Origin of the sequence: Natrinema ejinorense (assembly GCF_002494345.1) — an archaeon.
Lineage (GTDB): Archaea > Halobacteriota > Halobacteria > Halobacteriales > Natrialbaceae > Natrinema > Natrinema longum.
In genome coordinates, this window is the sequence record NZ_NXNI01000001.1 from 1002786 (window position 1) to 1018399 (window position 15614).

Annotated in this window: 13 protein-coding genes; 7 read left to right on the top strand and 6 right to left on the bottom strand. The window is 63.9% G+C overall.

Annotated elements, in window-relative coordinates:
- Positions 1-150 precede the first annotated feature (150 nt).
- Entirely contained in the window at positions 151-1119 is a 969-nt protein-coding gene (locus CP557_RS05060) for an NrpR regulatory domain-containing protein (protein WP_097378905.1), read from the top strand.
- Positions 1120-1155: 36 nt separating this feature from the next.
- On the opposite strand, the gene CP557_RS05065 is transcribed toward CP557_RS05060, so the two are convergent.
- Positions 1156-1383, bottom strand: coding sequence for a hypothetical protein (locus CP557_RS05065; RefSeq protein WP_143825031.1), 228 nt, complete (start codon positions 1381-1383; stop codon positions 1156-1158).
- Complete coding sequence (locus CP557_RS05070; protein WP_097378907.1) at positions 1380-2927, bottom strand: sodium:solute symporter family protein; 1548 nt, start codon at positions 2925-2927, stop codon at positions 1380-1382. The genes CP557_RS05065 and CP557_RS05070 overlap by 4 nt, the downstream gene beginning before the upstream one ends.
- Before the next feature lie 155 nt (positions 2928-3082).
- Here CP557_RS05070 and CP557_RS05075 point away from each other — a divergent pair, with 155 nt between their 5' ends.
- A complete protein-coding gene (locus tag CP557_RS05075; RefSeq protein WP_097378908.1) occupies positions 3083-3724 on the top strand; it encodes a cyclase family protein in 642 nt (213 codons plus the stop codon).
- 155 nt (positions 3725-3879) lie between these two features.
- Here the strand turns inward: CP557_RS05075 and CP557_RS05080 are convergent, their stop codons facing one another.
- On the bottom strand, positions 3880-4305 hold the full coding sequence (locus CP557_RS05080) for a DUF7522 family protein (protein ID WP_097378909.1): 426 nt from the start codon (positions 4303-4305) through the stop codon (positions 3880-3882).
- A 212-nt stretch (positions 4306-4517) separates the two neighbouring features.
- A complete protein-coding gene (gene cofH, locus CP557_RS05085; RefSeq protein WP_097378910.1) occupies positions 4518-5897 on the bottom strand; it encodes a 7,8-didemethyl-8-hydroxy-5-deazariboflavin synthase subunit CofH in 1380 nt (459 codons plus the stop codon).
- A 190-nt stretch (positions 5898-6087) separates the two neighbouring features.
- On the opposite strand from cofH, the gene CP557_RS05090 reads away from it, so the two are divergent.
- From CP557_RS05090 to CP557_RS05100, 3 genes are all read left to right on the top strand, one after another.
- Positions 6088-6375: a hypothetical protein gene (locus CP557_RS05090; RefSeq protein ID WP_097381535.1), complete on the top strand. Its 288-nt coding sequence runs from the start codon at positions 6088-6090 to the stop codon at positions 6373-6375.
- 136 nt (positions 6376-6511) lie between these two features.
- Entirely contained in the window at positions 6512-7531 is a 1020-nt protein-coding gene (locus tag CP557_RS05095; RefSeq protein ID WP_097378911.1) for a phosphoribosylaminoimidazolesuccinocarboxamide synthase, read from the top strand.
- 110 nt (positions 7532-7641) lie between these two features.
- Positions 7642-7866, top strand: coding sequence for a hypothetical protein (locus tag CP557_RS05100; RefSeq protein ID WP_394340598.1), 225 nt, complete (start codon positions 7642-7644; stop codon positions 7864-7866).
- 453 nt (positions 7867-8319) lie between these two features.
- Here CP557_RS05100 and CP557_RS05105 read toward each other — a convergent pair whose 3' ends face one another.
- Both CP557_RS05105 and CP557_RS05110 read right to left on the bottom strand, forming a co-directional pair.
- Complete coding sequence (locus tag CP557_RS05105) at positions 8320-9381, bottom strand: zinc-dependent alcohol dehydrogenase family protein (protein WP_097378913.1); 1062 nt, start codon at positions 9379-9381, stop codon at positions 8320-8322.
- 888 nt (positions 9382-10269) lie between these two features.
- Positions 10270-12525, bottom strand: a complete 2256-nt coding sequence (locus tag CP557_RS05110; protein WP_097378914.1) for an NADP-dependent malic enzyme — start codon at positions 12523-12525, stop codon at positions 10270-10272.
- Between the two features lie 451 nt (positions 12526-12976).
- Between CP557_RS05110 and rdfA the strand changes: the two genes are divergently transcribed.
- Both rdfA and CP557_RS05120 read left to right on the top strand, forming a co-directional pair.
- A complete protein-coding gene (gene rdfA / locus CP557_RS05115) occupies positions 12977-13603 on the top strand; it encodes a rod-determining factor RdfA (RefSeq protein ID WP_211290176.1) in 627 nt (208 codons plus the stop codon).
- Positions 13604-13667: 64 nt separating this feature from the next.
- Entirely contained in the window at positions 13668-15611 is a 1944-nt protein-coding gene (locus CP557_RS05120; RefSeq protein ID WP_097378915.1) for an archaea-specific SMC-related protein, read from the top strand.
- The last annotated feature ends 3 nt before the right edge of the window (positions 15612-15614 follow it).

Consider the following 15614-nt stretch of genomic DNA (forward strand, 5'->3'; position numbering starts at 1 on the left):
TTACGTCTGCGTATCGGACCAGTCCGCGTCAGTCAGACGGGCCGATAGTCGAGCAAAATACGGAAATTAAGTTCCACCGAATCGCCGGGGCGGGTCCGCTCGCGAGCGGTCGACAGGGATTTCTACTGGGACACGGAAACGGGCGAACGGATGGTCCCGAACGACGACCGGCGAACGTACGATCTGTTACGCCTGATCGGCGAGAACGAACCAATCGGGAGTATTCGTCTCGTTGAGCAGATGCAACGACGTGGCTACTCGATCAAGGGCCGGACGATCCGGCTCATGCTCTCCGATCTCGACGAAGCCGGGCTGACCGAGAAGGTCGCCGGAAAGGGACGCCGACTGACCGACCGGGGCCGAGACGAACTCGAGCGAGGCGACGTCAGTGGCCGCCTCGAGAGCATCCGCGAACGGATCGCGACGTTGACGAGCCGCGTGACCTACGACCCGACCGACGACGTCGGCGAGCTGGTCGTCGGCACGGTACGGCTGTCGCCGGCGGCGATCGAGCCGGCGTTCGATCACCTCGAGCGGCTCCACGAATCGACGCTCGGCCCGATTCTCGTCGCCGCGACCGACGACGATACGCGCGAGGGAATCGAACTCGCCTTTCCCTCGAGCATCTCGCTCGACGGCGTCTTGCTCTCGCGAGGCATCGACTCGCGACTGATTACGGCGGGGTTAGTCGAGTACGACGACGAGGTCCGGCGCTACATCGACGCGATCAGCGGCGAGAACGCGACGATGGACGTGATTACGCTGCTCGTCGAGGCGGGACGAACCGACATCGACCGCTATCTCGAGGGGGAGACGGGCGTCTTCATCGTGGACAACAGGGAGTTTCCGCTGACGCGCTTCGAGGAGGGACAGGACCTCGCGACGGCGACCCGTGACGCGATCGGCGGTGCGGTCGACCTCCGACGGCCGCGCGAGTCGGGGCCGTTTCCGGCCGGCAATCCCAGCTGGGATTTCGCCTCGCTCACCTACTTGGGGACCAGCGAAACGGCGATCTCGCTCCTCTACGAGCAGGGGCTGGCAACGGAATGGGAATCGCTCACGGATATTCGGCCACGGAGCGCGTTCGAACCGGCACCGACCGCGCGCCGTCGGTTCTGAGTCGAACCGGGGCCGCCGAGGCGAACACCGGCGACCCTACGATGCCAGCAGGATGCCCACGACGAGGACCACGAAGAACGCGGCCCACATCCCGAGCGATTGCATCGTGTCCGACCGGTCCTCGAGCGGAGTGCTCCCCGACACGGTCGCGCTCTCGTCGTCGAACCCCTGCGTGAGGAACCAGTAGACGACCAGCGAGCCGAAGGCGAACTCCGAGAGCCAGAAGACGGCGATCATCACCGTGAACGCGGTTTCGCCCATCATTCGCGCTCACCTCCGTTCGACCCCACGGGCGGGCCGCCGTCGGTTCTGGCTGCTGAGTCCGCGTCGGTCGCGGCTCCCGTCCCCGGTTCGCGGGCGATCGAGTCGAATTCGAACTCGTCGGGTGCGGCCGCCGAGATGACTACGGCCAGGGCGGTCGCGACGAGATGGCCGACGGCCATGATCTCCCAGAGTTTCAGCGTCGGCGCGGTGACGACCACGTCGTAACTCGCCGCCAGCAGGTAGCCGGTCACCAGCTGGGACCCGACGACGCCCGCGATAAAGCCAGCACTCGAGGTCCCCTTCCAGAACAGCGACAGCGCGAAGGGGCCGACGAGTGCCGTGGCACCGATGCCGCCGATGAGCAGCAACTGGATGAAGCCGAGCGTATCGAGTGCGAACACCGTCGCGCCGAAGATCACGATGGCGAACCCGATCGAGGCGATCCGGGCGACGCGAAGCTGTTGGTCGTCTGATGCCTCGGTCGCGAGGTGCCGGTAGTAGATGTCCCGTGACGTGAGACTGGCGATCGCCGTCAGGTAGGAGTCGACGGACGAGCCAAGGACCATCAGTGCGATCACCAGGAAGAGGACGGTAGCCCAGCCGGGCAAGAGCTCGAGGGCCTCGATCGAGAGGTCGCCGGGTGCGACGTCGGGGAACGCCGCGAGCCCGACGAGACCGATGACGCCATACATGGCGATCGTCGTGAAGACCCCGATTCCGCCGGCGGTAAGAAACCGGGACGTCTTGTCGCGCCGGACGGCGAAGATCCGCTGCCACGTCGACAGCGAGACGACGCCCCAGACGCCCAGACCGAGCGCATAGGGGAGGAACAGGTCCTCGATCCAGTCCAGATTCGACGCCGTCAGGAACGGCTCCGCGTTCTCGCCGAGGTTTTCGATCATCCCGTTGTACACGCCCGACGGTCCGCCCGCCTCGAACAACAATAGCGGGACGAAGACGACGGTCAGGACGATCGCACTGACGAACTGCACGAGGTCGGTCGTCATCGATCCCCAGAGTCCACCGAGCAGGATGTAGATCCCGATCGTTCCCATCAGGATCGCCATGACCACGTTCGGGTCGATCCCGGTCAGGCCACCGATGACGGTTCCGCCGACGTAGAGCTGAATGACGCCGCCGAGGACCATCGTATACAGGATGACGAAGATCACGGCGACGTGGGCTCGCTTGTCGAACCGTTCGATGAAGTACTCGCTGTAGGTCAGCCCTTGCGGGAACAGTCGGCGCATCCGAAGGGCAAACGGAACGACGATCAGCGAGGAGAGCACGGCCGGCGCGGCGTACATCCAGATTCCCGCGACACCCGTAATTCCGACGTACTCGGGGACGCCGAGAATGTCACCCGCCCACATCCACGTCACCGCGAACGATGCGGTCGTCAGGCCGACCTGTGCGCGACCGCCCGCCGTGACGAACTCCCTCGTGTCGTCGACGTGTTGCCGTCGAAAGATCAGGTAACTCAACCCGATCATGGCAACCGCCCACGCGCCGAGCAGTCTGTAGCCAATACCCGAACTAGTCATTCCCGCTCACCTCGAGCACGGACCGATCCGGCGGCCCCGTCCCGGAGGTGGTAACAGTATGCCACATTCTAGTGGCCACATGTCACACACATCTAATAAATATTGTGGTGAGGGGTATCACACACCGTTTTGGCGCTCGACCGTTCGGTACCCGTATGCACGTCGATCTGACTCAGCCGGTCGAGACCGGGATGCAGACCTACCCCGACGATCCCGCCGTCGCCGTCCGGCGACACGCGAGCCACGCGGAACACGGCGTCCGCGTCGATGCCCTCGAGTGTGGCAGCCACACCGGGACCCACGTCGACGCGCCGGCACACACCGAAGCAGACGGCCAAACGCTCGAGTCGTACCCGATCGAGCGCTTCGTTTTCGACGCGGTTCGGATCGATTGCCGCGATCTCGGGGCCCGCGAGCCGATTCCGGCGGCCCGTATTCCGGGCGTCGATGCCGACCTCGTGGCCTGCTGGACGGGCTGGGACGCCCACTGGGGGACCGATCGGTACCTCGATCACCCCTATCTTTCGCCGGCCGCGGCCGAGACGTGCGTCGAACGGGGCTACGACGTGGCCGTGGACGCGCTCAACCCGGATCCCACGCCGACGGACGACGCCACTGGGGACGAACCCGAGGGGTTCCAGGTCCACCACGCGCTGCTCGGGAACGACCTGCTGATCCTCGAGAACCTGACGAACCTCGAGGCGGTCGGGGATCGGTTCGAACTCCGTGCCTACCCGATGGCCCTCGCGAGCGACGGCGCGCCGGTGCGGGCCGTCGGCGTCGAGTATATGGAATAGTGGTGCCACCCCTATCGCGCCGTTCGCGGCATCGGAGCGGCGACGGTACGGCGACGGATCGACTGCCGACGTCGACGATAGACGCCGGGAAGCGTTCGGTTCGACGTGGACCGGCCGCTCGCTGCTCGTGTGTCAGCGCCGGTCGAAAGCCGCGGCTACGCGTCGTGGAGCAGCCGTCGAACGGCGGTGGCCGCGTCTTCGAACGCGTTGACGTCCATGCTGTCGATCGTCAGGAGGACCCCGGCGTCGCCCTGTAGCACTCTGACGACGAACCCGTCCTCGTGGAATCGGACAGTGAACTCGTAGGGTCCGATCTCCGACCCAGTCCCCTGGTTCGTGATCGTCGTTCGGACCGGGCTCTCCGCGAACCCGACCCGCTCGAGTTCGACCAGTTGCGTCTTTGCCGGCCGAGCGTCCGCCGTCGCGTCGTAGAGACCCTGGCGGAGGTACAGGATCTCGAGCGTCGACGGCGTGAAATACACGACGCTCCTGAGGGTGTCGCCGAGGCTGGTGCGGGCGGCGCTGACGATACCGCTCGCCAGGTCGTCGTCGATTTCCGTTCTGCGTGCTTCAGGACTCATCGGAGAGGATAGGGGCGGTGTGATATCAAGCATGTCGGTCGTCACAGCCGCGATGCGACGTTGCCCGTCGACCGTTCGAGAAGGGTCCGGTCACGCGAGCGGACGACGATCAGGGCGGCGAGCGGAGACGGTCGGCGACGCCGTTCGAGTCGAGTTCGAACGGCGACGAACGATCGTCGACCCCCGGCGAACTGCACGTCCGTTCGTCCCGCTCAGTCGTCGGCGGGAACGGCCCGCGCGTCCCGCTCCGCTCGAGTGAGCAACGGCGTGCCGTCGGCTTTCGGCCCGAGCCGGGGCCCGAAGGGCGGCTCGTCGGGGTCGATGACCCGGCGTTTCTCGTAGTCGGTCGAGCGCTCGACGGGAACGCGGCCGATCGAAGCGACCATCTCGACGTAGTCCTCGAACGACCGGAACTCGCCGTAGCCCCCGCCCGCGCGCTTGGTGATCTCCTCCGAGAGGATCGTCCCCATGTAGTCGTCGGCCCCACACGAGAGCATCTTCAGCCCCTGCTGGTCGCCGTACTTGACCCACGAGGACTGGATGTGGTCGACGTTGTCGAGAAAGAGCCGGGAGACCGCGATCATCAGTTCGTCCTCGTCGATGCTCGCCCCGCCCGATACCACGTCGTGTTCGAACAGCGGCGTGTTCTGGTGGATAAAGGAAAGCGGAACGAACTCGGTGATATTGCCGGTCCGGTCCTGTAAGTCCCGAACTCGTTTCAGATGCATCGCGCGGTGGGCCTCGTTCTCGACGTGCCCGTACATGATCGTCGCCGTCATCCCGAGGCCGACGTTGGCCGCGGCCTCCATCGCCTCGAGCCAGCCGTCGGTGCTGATCTTGCCGGGACAGATCACCTCGCGAACTTCCTCAACGAGGATCTCGGCTGCGGTTCCGGGGACGGTATCGAGTCCGGCGTCTTTCAACCGCCGGTAAACTTCCTCGTAAGACCAGTCGGTACCGCGCCGTGCGTGGTAGGCCTCTTCGGGCGTCATCGAGTGGACGTGGACGCCGTCGACGCTCATCGCTGCGATCTGATCCGTGTAGGTGCCAGGGCTCGTCTCGTAGACCGCGGGTGGCTTGTAGTTGACTTCCTTCGGGTTCGGGTGCTCCTCGAGGATCTCACGGTGTTCCTCGTCGAGCGCGAACGCGGGGTGGAGCCCGGAGACCGAGGTCACCTCGTAGATGCCCCGGTCGACCGCGTCGGCGACGATTTCCCGGGACTCCGCGGGCGTCTTCGTGAAGCCGACCGTCTCGATCTCGGTCCCGCTTTCGAAGGTGTGAGCGGCGTCTTTGAAGTTACAGAAGAGACAGCCCACGTTACAGGCCGTCGTAACGTTGTTGTTCAGGTTCGCGATGAAGGTGACCTCCTCGCCGACCTGCTCGGCCCGGCGGCGGTCGGCCGCCTCGAGGACGCGTTCCTTGCGCCGGCGGTCGATCCCCTCGCTGTCCGTTCCCGTGGTGAATAACTCGATCGCGTCGTCGACCGTGAGTCGGTCGCCGTCGCGTGCCTTTGCCAGTGCGTTCTCGAAGGACTGGTCGGTCTCGGGAACGTGATCGAACGTGAGGTCGGCCTCGGTCACCGGTCGCTCCATCGACGTAACGATACCAGTACAGCGAGAAAAGCATGATGGATTCGCGGATCCGAAGCGACGCCGGGATAGGCGGGTCCGATGAAAACGCTCGGTCAGGTCTCGTCGCGTTCACGCTGCGAGTTCGGTCTCGACCCCCGGTCCGTCGAACGCAGGTCTCGGAACTATCGGTGTGGGCCGCGAACGGCGATCCATGAGTTCACGGACGCCGGAGGAATGCGTGGAGATCGCTCTCGAGGAAGGGGCCGACGAATCGAAGCGCACGGCTGCGATTCGCGAACTGAAGACGGCAAACGAGTGCGACGAACTCGCGGCGCTCGTCCGCGAAGAGGGGATCGACGAGGGGTATCGCCGGCAGGCCCTCGAAGCGTTAGCGACGCGGCAGTGCGATTCGACGCTGCGCGAACTCGTCGAGGAGGGGTCACTCGAGGAGGCGTTCCATCAGGACGCCCAGGCGCTGCTCGCGACCGTCGACGACTGAGAATGGAGGAATATCCGAACCGAGGGGGGATCCCACCGATCGCGGGCCGTCCACCCGATATTGAAACCTTCTTAGGGTCCGGCCACGGCAACTGGGATATGAACTGCGGTGGCGGACACGTCCTGGGGTGTCTCGTATGACGAGCGTCAAAGAGTTCCGCATCGAGGAAGCGGCGACCGACGAGGAGCTCGGTCGCGGTTCGTTCGTCTTCACCGACGACTACTCGGTGTTCGACTGGGGGAAGATGCCCGACCAGATCCCACAGAAGGGGGCGAGCCTCTGTACGATGGGCGCGTTCAACTTCGAACTGCTCGAAGGAGCGGGCGTCCCGACCCACTACCGCGGCGTTGTCGAGAACGGCGACGTCGTTCCGCTCGCAGAGGCTTCCCACCCGCCCTGGGAGATGGCCATCGACCTCACGCAAGTACCCGACCTCCCCCACGAGGGCCGCGAGTACGATTACGACCACTACCACGATGCGGCCGGCGAGAACTACCTGATCCCCCTCGAGATCGTCTTCCGCAACCGAGTCCCCGTCGGCTCGAGCCTGCGGAGTCGGACCGATCCCGCCGACCACGGGCTCGACTTCGACGAGTGGCCAGACGAGGCCGTCGACCTCGCGGAGCCGATCGTCGAGTTCACCACGAAGTACGAGGAGAGCGATCGCCAGCTCGAGCGCACCGAGGCCGACGACATCGCCGGGAACGCGGCCATCGAGGACCTCGAGTCGATCGCCCGCGAGGTCAACCGGATCGTCACCGAGCAGGCCGATAGTGCCGGGCTGGTCCACGAGGACGGCAAGATCGAGTGTTGCTACTACCACGGCGAGATCCGTGTCGCGGACGTGGTCGGGACGTTCGACGAAAACCGCTTCAGCTACGAGGGCACCCAGCTCTCGAAGGAGGTGCTTCGCCAGTACCACAAGCGTACCCAGCCCGAGTGGGTGCAGGCCGTCGAAGCCGCCAAGGCCCAGGCGAAGCGAGAGGGCGTCGCCGACTGGAAATCCCGCTGTGAGGAAGCGCCCGAACCGCTCGAGGAGTCGGTCCTCGAGACCGCCAGCGACCTCTACTGTGCCGGTGCCAACGCCTACACCGGCCGCGAGTTCTTCGACGCACCGCCGCTCTCGAGTGCGATCGGTGCGGTCCGGCGGCTGTAGCCGGCCAGGGGTCGACCGACCGCCGGTTCCGCGGGGGAATTCGGTCGAGGTATGCGATCATTTCACAACCCCACTCGGGGAAGTAACCCTCATATAGAGGGAGGAGGAACGTGCAAACGACACCAATGAGCCTCGCTGTCGCCAGTGGAATCGCGCCGAGTATCGTACTGTTCACTGTCACGACGGGGATCGCGGCCGTCGCAAGCGTCATGCTGACGTTGTTCGTACTCGTGTTGGTCGGCTTCGCTGTCGCCCCGCTAGTCTCATCGACGTGGGTCGGCCAACAGAACGTGTCATCGACGACCGGACCCCACGCCGAGCCGAGCGACGACTGAACGCGACGTTTCGCCGCCCGCCGTTTCCCGCGAGGACGGGAAGGGCGTCTCTCCGACGGATCGACGCCGGATCGGCACGTAGCGTGGGACTACGAACGGATTACACAGTGCCTGCGGCCAGTTTGGAACTGCTACCGACGACCAAACGGCCGCATAACAATGGGTGAGTGTCACCGTTTACGATCTGCGGGGCGAAAACCCCCGCCGGGTACGCGTTCGGCCCAACTGATGCGTTGACCAGCCGATTGCGTGCGTTCATGCCCGGATCGCTCGGACGTGGACTTGTCTCCGCTTCGAGTACGCTCATGTCTCTCACGCCACGGGCGGTTCCCGCCCGCCCGTCTTTATGCACTCGAGTCGTATCAGCCGACTGCTTGCTTGATAACGGACGACAGCGCCTCGCATCGAACCCACGTGGCCGATCGGCCGGTTGTCGACGCCCCGAATCGCCGTTCAGAACTCGGTGATGACGGGGATGCCGACCGTCTCGTAGTCGTCCATCGAGGCCAACGTCTCCGGGGCTTCCTCGAGCGACAGGGTCTCGCCGATGATCTTGCCGGGCTCGAGGGTCCCCTGGGCGATCAGGTTGAACAGTTCCTCGTAGCGGACGAGGGGCATGCCAAAGGAGCCATGGAAGTCGATCTCCTGCATCGTCATGACGTCGACGGGCAGCTCGATCTGGCCCTGTTCTTCGCCGGTCGTGAGTCCGACCTGGACGTGGCTGCCGCGGGTGCCCAGACTGTTGACCGAGTTCTGGCAAGTCTCGGCGATCCCCAGCGCGTCGATCGAGACGTCCGCACCGCCGTCGGTGATCGCCTGGACCTCCTGGGGCGTGCTGTCGACGTCGGCTCCGTTGATCGTCTCGACGGCACCGAGTTCCTCGGCGCGCTCGAGTTTACTGTCGAGGACGTCGATCGCGATCGGGTGTGCACCCAGCGCTTGCGCGATGTGGATCGCCGAGAGCCCGACGCCGCCACAGCCGTGGACGGCGACCCAGTCGCCGGGCCGCAGATCGGCGCGGTCGGCGAGCGCGTGGTAGGCCGTCATGAACCGACAGCCCAGTCCGGCCATTTCGGCGAAATCGACTTCGTCGGGGAGTTTGACACAGTTGAAATCGGCTTCCCGAACGGGGAACGCCTCCGCGAAGGCACCCGGTGCGAACTCCGTCAGGCCCAGCGGAATGACCGTCTCGCAGTTGTTCGCCCGACCTTCACGACAGTGTGTGCAGGTTCCGTCCCCGAGGTGGAACGGGACCGCGACGCGGTCGCCCTCCTCGAGCGTCTCGACGTCCTCGCCGACCGCCGAAACGATACCCGCGGGCTCGTGACCGAGGATCTGGCCCTCCGGAACGCCAGCACCGATCCAGCTCCAGTCGCCCTGCCAGGCGTGCCAGTCGCTCCGACAGACCCCACAGGCCTCGGTCTCGACGATGACCTGGTCCGCTGTTGGCTCCGGGTAGTCGACGTCTTTGACCGCGAGCGGTTCTCCATGTTCCTCGAGTACGGCTGCTCGCATGGTTCGACGGTAGAGTCAGCGAGTATAAAAGTGTAGGCGGTACACACACGGATCGTGGTAAACTCTTCGTTAGTTCCTTCACGTTTCTAACATCGAACCGGGCGGGATAGCCGCTAGTTAGCCCTCACAAAGGGATTCGCTGTACAGGCGTGAAAACGTGACAGGAATGTATTCGCCGGAGTGAGTGCGAGATTTACTGGACTGTAACGCGACGAAGACCGTCACGACGCGGGTAATGTGTGGGACCTGCGTTCTGCAAATCAGGAGTCGTTCTCGGGAGCACCCTCTCTGCATTACTACTAATCTGAATTTCATATATGGGTTCTGACCTATATACGAACGAGGAGGTAGCACAGCGAATCCGTTTCCCCTGAGCTACCAGAAACGGGCATAAGTAGGGCAATACGGCCGTTCCGGGCGACGAATGAGTCGTCACTCCCAGTCGGGGGAACGCGCCCGATCTTCTCCTATCTTCTCGTCCGAGTATCGTGGATATACCGACCGTATCGGCTTCAAACGAGCGATCACTGGAAAGATGCCCCGCTCAGTGGACACAATTATAGATTACACTACATGCATTCGAATATATTTATCATATTATATTTGGTCGACTCCCCGTTTCCACGCTGTACGAATCCGATCAGAGCCGCCCGCGAACGCGCCATCCGTTTACACCCATAGGTTCGTAATTCCAGGCCGAGGATTCGCCGTCTCCGCCGAACGAATTCGACCTGGCACGCGGTACTTCCCCCTGATCGTGTTCGGTGCAGTAACTGTTACCCATCGGAGCGCTCGAGCCGGCACCGTCCTCTCGCAGGTGGGAACGAACAGTACGTAGCGACGAACAGCAGGCGGGTCCGACGGGAACCGACGGTCGCCGACCCCTGCTCAGGAACGGTCGCCCTGAGCGTCCACCGTCGCGACGGCCGCGAGGTTGACGATATCTTTGACCTCGTCGCCGCGCTGGAGGACGTGGACCGGTTCGTCCATCCCGACCAGCATCGGACCGATCGCGTCGGCCCCACCCAGTCGTTGCAACAACTTGTACCCGATGTTGCCGGCTTCGAGGTTGGGGAAGACCAACACGTTCGCCGGTTTCTCGAGCTCGCTGAACTCGTAGGTCCCGGTCAGCATCTCCTCGAGGACGGCGGTATCGGCCTGCATCTCGCCGTCGACCGGGAAGTCGACCGCGGGGTCCTCGCGGAGGCGGCGGGCCGCTTCGCGGGGCTTTCGGGTTCCCTCGTTGTCGACGCTGCCGAAGTCCGAGTACGAGAGCAGGGCAGCACGGGGTTCGACGTCGAACCGGCGTGCGAGGTCGGCGGTGTGACGGGTGACCTCCTCGAGGACGTCCTCGTCGGGGGCCTGGTTGACCGTCGCGTCGGCCACGAAGAGGACCCGGTTTTTGAACGTGAGCATGTAGACCCCGGCCGCGTACTCGGCGTCGTCGGCCGTTCCGATCACCTGGAGAGGCGGTCGCAGTGCCGACGGGTAGTGGTTCGTCAACCCGGTGAGCATCGCATCGGCGTCGCCCCGGTCGACCATGACGCTGCCGAAGTAGTTGGTGTCGTTGCGGATCCTCGCCATCGCATCGCGGCGGGTGATTCCGCTGCGCTGGCGGCGTTCGTAGAGGTGTTCGGCGTAGGCCTCGTAATCGCCGCTCTCGGGGTCGACGACGTCCGGTTCGAACTCGAGTCCGAGGTTCGCGATCGTCCCCCGGATCTCGGCCTCGTCCCCGATCAACACCGGATTCGCGATCCGCCGTTCGATCATCTGGGCCGCCGCCCGGACGATCGTTTCGTCTGCGCCCTCCGCCAGCGCGATCCGCTTCGGGTCGGATTTGGCCTTGTTGAGCACGACCCGCATCATCTCGCGGGACTTCCCGAGACGGGCCTCGAGCCGTTCGACGTACGCGTCGAGGTCGCGCTCGAGGCGGACCGCACCCGACTCGACCGCCGCACGTGCGACCGCGGGGGTGACTTCGAAGAGAACCCGGGCGTCGAGCGGTTTCGGAATGATGTAGTCGGGGCCGAACTGCAGCGGCTGGTCCCCGTAGGCTTTGACCACCGAATCGGGGACGTCCTGTTTGGCGAGATCGGCCAGCGCGTGGGCCGCCGCGACTTTCATCTCCTCGTTAATCTCCGTCGCGCGGACGTCGAGTGCACCCCGGAAAATGAAGGGGAAGCCGAGGACGTTGTTGACCTGATTGGGGTAGTCCGAGCGACCGGTCGCCATGATGACGGTATCGTCGCGAGCGCGCTTGGCGTCCTCGTAGGCGATCTCCGGGTCGGGGTTCGCCATCGCGAAGATGATCGGATCGTCGGCCATCGATCGGACCATCTCCGGCGAGACGATGCCGCCGGCCGAGAGGCCGACGAACGCGTCGGCGCCGACCATGGCATCCGCGAGGTCTCCGTCGGGGCGGTCTCGAGCGAACTCCCGGTTGTACTCGTTCAAGTCGCCGGATTCGGCCCGTGCCGTCGTCAGTACGCCATCGATATCACACATGGTGATGTTCTCCCGGCGGACGCCCAGCGAGACGTAAAACGTGGCCGTCGCGACCGCAGCCGCGCCCGCACCGGCGAACGTCACTTCGAGGTCCTCGAGATCTTTGCCGGAGATTTCGACGGCGTTGAGCAGGGCGGCACCGCTGATGATCGCGGTGCCGTGTTGATCGTCGTGAAACACCGGGATCGACAGCCGATCACGGAGTCGCTCTTCGATCTCGAAACAGTGTGGGGCCGCGATGTCCTCCAGGTTGATCCCGCCGAACGTCGGCTCCATCGCAGCGACGGATTCGACGAACGCGTCCGGGTCGTCGAGATCGAGTTCGATGTCGAAAACGTCGATGTCGGCAAAACGCTTGAACAGGACGCCCTTCCCTTCCATGACCGGCTTCGAGGCCTGCGCGCCGATGTCACCGAGGCCGAGCACGGCCGAACCGTTCGAGACAACGCCGACGAGGTTCCCTTTCGTCGTATACTGGTAGGCGTCGCCCGCGTCAGCGGCGATCTCACGGCACGGCGCAGCGACGCCCGGCGAGTAGGCGAGACTGAGATCACGCTGCGTGTTCGTCGGCTTCGTCGTCGCGATTTCGATCTTTCCCGGCGGTTCACTCCGATGATACTCGAGCGCGTCTTCGTCCATTGTCGTGCCCGTGTGTCTCCGGCGGACCGACAAAAGTGTACGGTTGTACTCGGATACTGCGACGTGTTCGAACACATGCCGGATTCGAAACCGTGACAGTCCGTTGCGTGGCGCGAAACGGAGCCATCATCCACGTACTGTCAGGATCGGCGGTCGAAGACGGGGTCGCCGCCGCTCCGGACACGGAGACGACCGTCCCTTACATGCACATTCACAGAGAGTTTTCTCGAGAATGAAACCATACATTCCGATTTCGAGCGTTCTATTCCGCCCAGGGCGAGGATATACCAGAGGGATAATTATGACGACCTGATTATGAAAGCGTAGGGAAAGACGTAGTATGTCGTTGACCGATCCGTGGTAGTGTGCTTCCCGATGGCGTCGACCGGGCGGACTCGCGGTGCCACCATCCACCGCAACCTTTGTACCGTCAGCATCAGTGCCATCCGACATGGCAGACAACGCGAGTGGTGGGCGACGAACGAAGGTCGAGCGAGTGATGGCCGAGTACGACCTCGAGGAGTGGGGGGATCGGCTGGAGGCCGAGTGGATCGGCGACGGAACGGAGCGAACGAGCCTCCGGGACCTCGCGACGGAGTTCAATCAGGCAGTGCTCCGCGCGGCGGTTCACGACGCGGGCCCGTCCACGCTCGATACGGACATCGAATCCCTCTATCGGACGCTGACCGACGACGACGCGTCGCGATCCGACGCGGTTCGGAAACGGCGCGATCTCGAGCGTTCCGGAGTCGACATCGACGACGTCACGTCGGACTTCGTTACGCACCAGACCGTGTATACGTATCTCACGAACGTTCGCGACGCCTCCCTTCCCGAGGAAGACAGCGACGACCGCGTCGAACGGAAAAAAGAGACCGTCCAGCGACTCGCCGGCCGAACGCAGGTTATTACCGAATCCACGCTCGAGGAACTGAGCAATGCCGACGAGATCACGGACCGAAATTACGAGGTCTTCGTCGACGTCAGAACCATCTGTGGAAACTGCGGGGCCGACTATCCGATCGCCGACCTCCTCGATCAGGGCGGCTGTGACTGTGAGGCCGACGACGGGGCGTAACGTCCGAGTCGGAAAACCGCCGTAACCAAATAGCATTTATAGCCAGCGGCGAGAACTATTCGTCGTGTCATCTCCAGAGTCAGTCACCTCGCCGATTACCGTCCAGGCGGAGAACATCGGCGGTATCGATACAACCGAGGTACTGCTACAGCCCGGTGTAAACGTTCTGACTGGCCGGAATGCGACGAACCGAACGTCGTTCCTCCAGACGATTATGGCGGCCCTGGGCAGCCGACGGTCGTCGCTGAAAGGCGACGCGGACGCCGGTCACGTCGAACTGACGTTCGACGACGAGCAGTACACACGATACCTCGAGCGGCGAAACGGCGAAATCGTCTTCGACGGCGATCCCTATCTCGACGACCCGGAGCTCGCGGATCTCTTCGCGTTCCTGCTCGAATCCAACGAGGCACGTCGGGCGGTACGACGCGGCGACGACCTCCGTGAACTCATCATGCGGCCGATCGATACGGACGAGATCGAAGCGGAGATCGAAGCGCTCGAGGCGGAAAAACGCGAGTTAGACGACCGCCTCGAGGAACTCTCGCGGCTCGATACCGAACTTCCCGATCTCGAGGAAGAGCGCGTCACGCTCGAGAGCGAGATCGCAGCCACGAACGAGCGAATCGCCGAGCTCGAGAACGAACTCGACGACTTCGATCTCGACGTGGACGCGAGTCGCGCTCGAAAAGCGGAGATAGAGTCCGCCTTCGCCGACCTCCAGGACGCCCGGACGGAACTCGAGTCAATCGAGTACGACCTCGAGACCGAACGGGAGAGCTACGCCGAACTCGAGCGAGAGCGCGACGAACTCGAGGCCGAACTCGAGGCGTTCGACGATCCACAGGAGTCGCCGGACCGACTCGAGGGACGAGTACAGGAGCTTCGATCGCGGAAACGGTCGCTCGATACGACCGTCAGCGAACTCCAGAGCGTGATCCGGTTCAACGAGGAACGGCTCGCCGACGGCGGGCTCGACCTCGAGGCGTCCGCCGAGTCGAGCGACGACGACGATATTACCGAGCAGCTCCTCACGGAGTCGACCGACGTCGTCTGCTGGACGTGTGGCTCGCAGGTCGAGCGCGACCGAATCGAATCGACGCTGGATCGGTTGCGGTCGCTTCGACAGGAAAAGCTCGACGAACGCAGCGACCTGCAAGAACGGATCGACGAGCTCTCCGACCGCCGAAAGGAACTCCGCCAGCAAGCACAGAACCGGGGGCAGATCGAAACGCGACTCGCGGCGATCGATGACGAACTCGAGCGACGGGCAACGCGGATCGACGAACTCGAGGCCGAACTCGACGACCAACAGGAACGCGTCGACGAACTCGAATCGGACGCCGAGACGTTCGAGAACGCGGAGTACGGCGACGTCATCGAGACGCACCGCGAACTGAATCGACTCGAACTCGAGCGCGAGGATCTCGAGGACGAACGCGACGAGGTCCAGGCTCGAATCGACGAGATCGACGGGCGAATCGAGGAACGGAGCGAACTCGAGGATCGGCGTGGAACCGTCGAAGACGAGTTAACCGATCTCAGGACGCGAGTCGATCGGATCGAGGAAACGGCCGTCGACGCGTTCAACGAGCACATGGACTCGATCCTGTCGATCCTCGAGTATCGAAACATCGACCGCATCTGGATAGAACGGCGCGAGAAAACGGTTCGCGAGGGGCGTCGAAAGGTCACGCGGACGGCGTTCGACCTGCACATCGTCCGGACGACCGAGGAGGGACGGACCTACGAGGACACCGTCGATCATCTCTCGGAGAGCGAACGCGAAGTGACGGGGCTCGTCTTCGCGCTTGCGGGCTATCTGGTCCACGACGTTCACGAAGTCGTGCCGTTCATGCTGCTCGATTCGCTCGAAGCGATCGATTCGAACCGAATCGCCGATCTCGTCGATTACTTCGAGGAGTACGTCGACTGCCTCGTCGTCGCGCTCCTCCGTGAGGACGCCGAAGCACTCTCGGACGCGTACACGTACGTTCAGGAGATTTGAGTC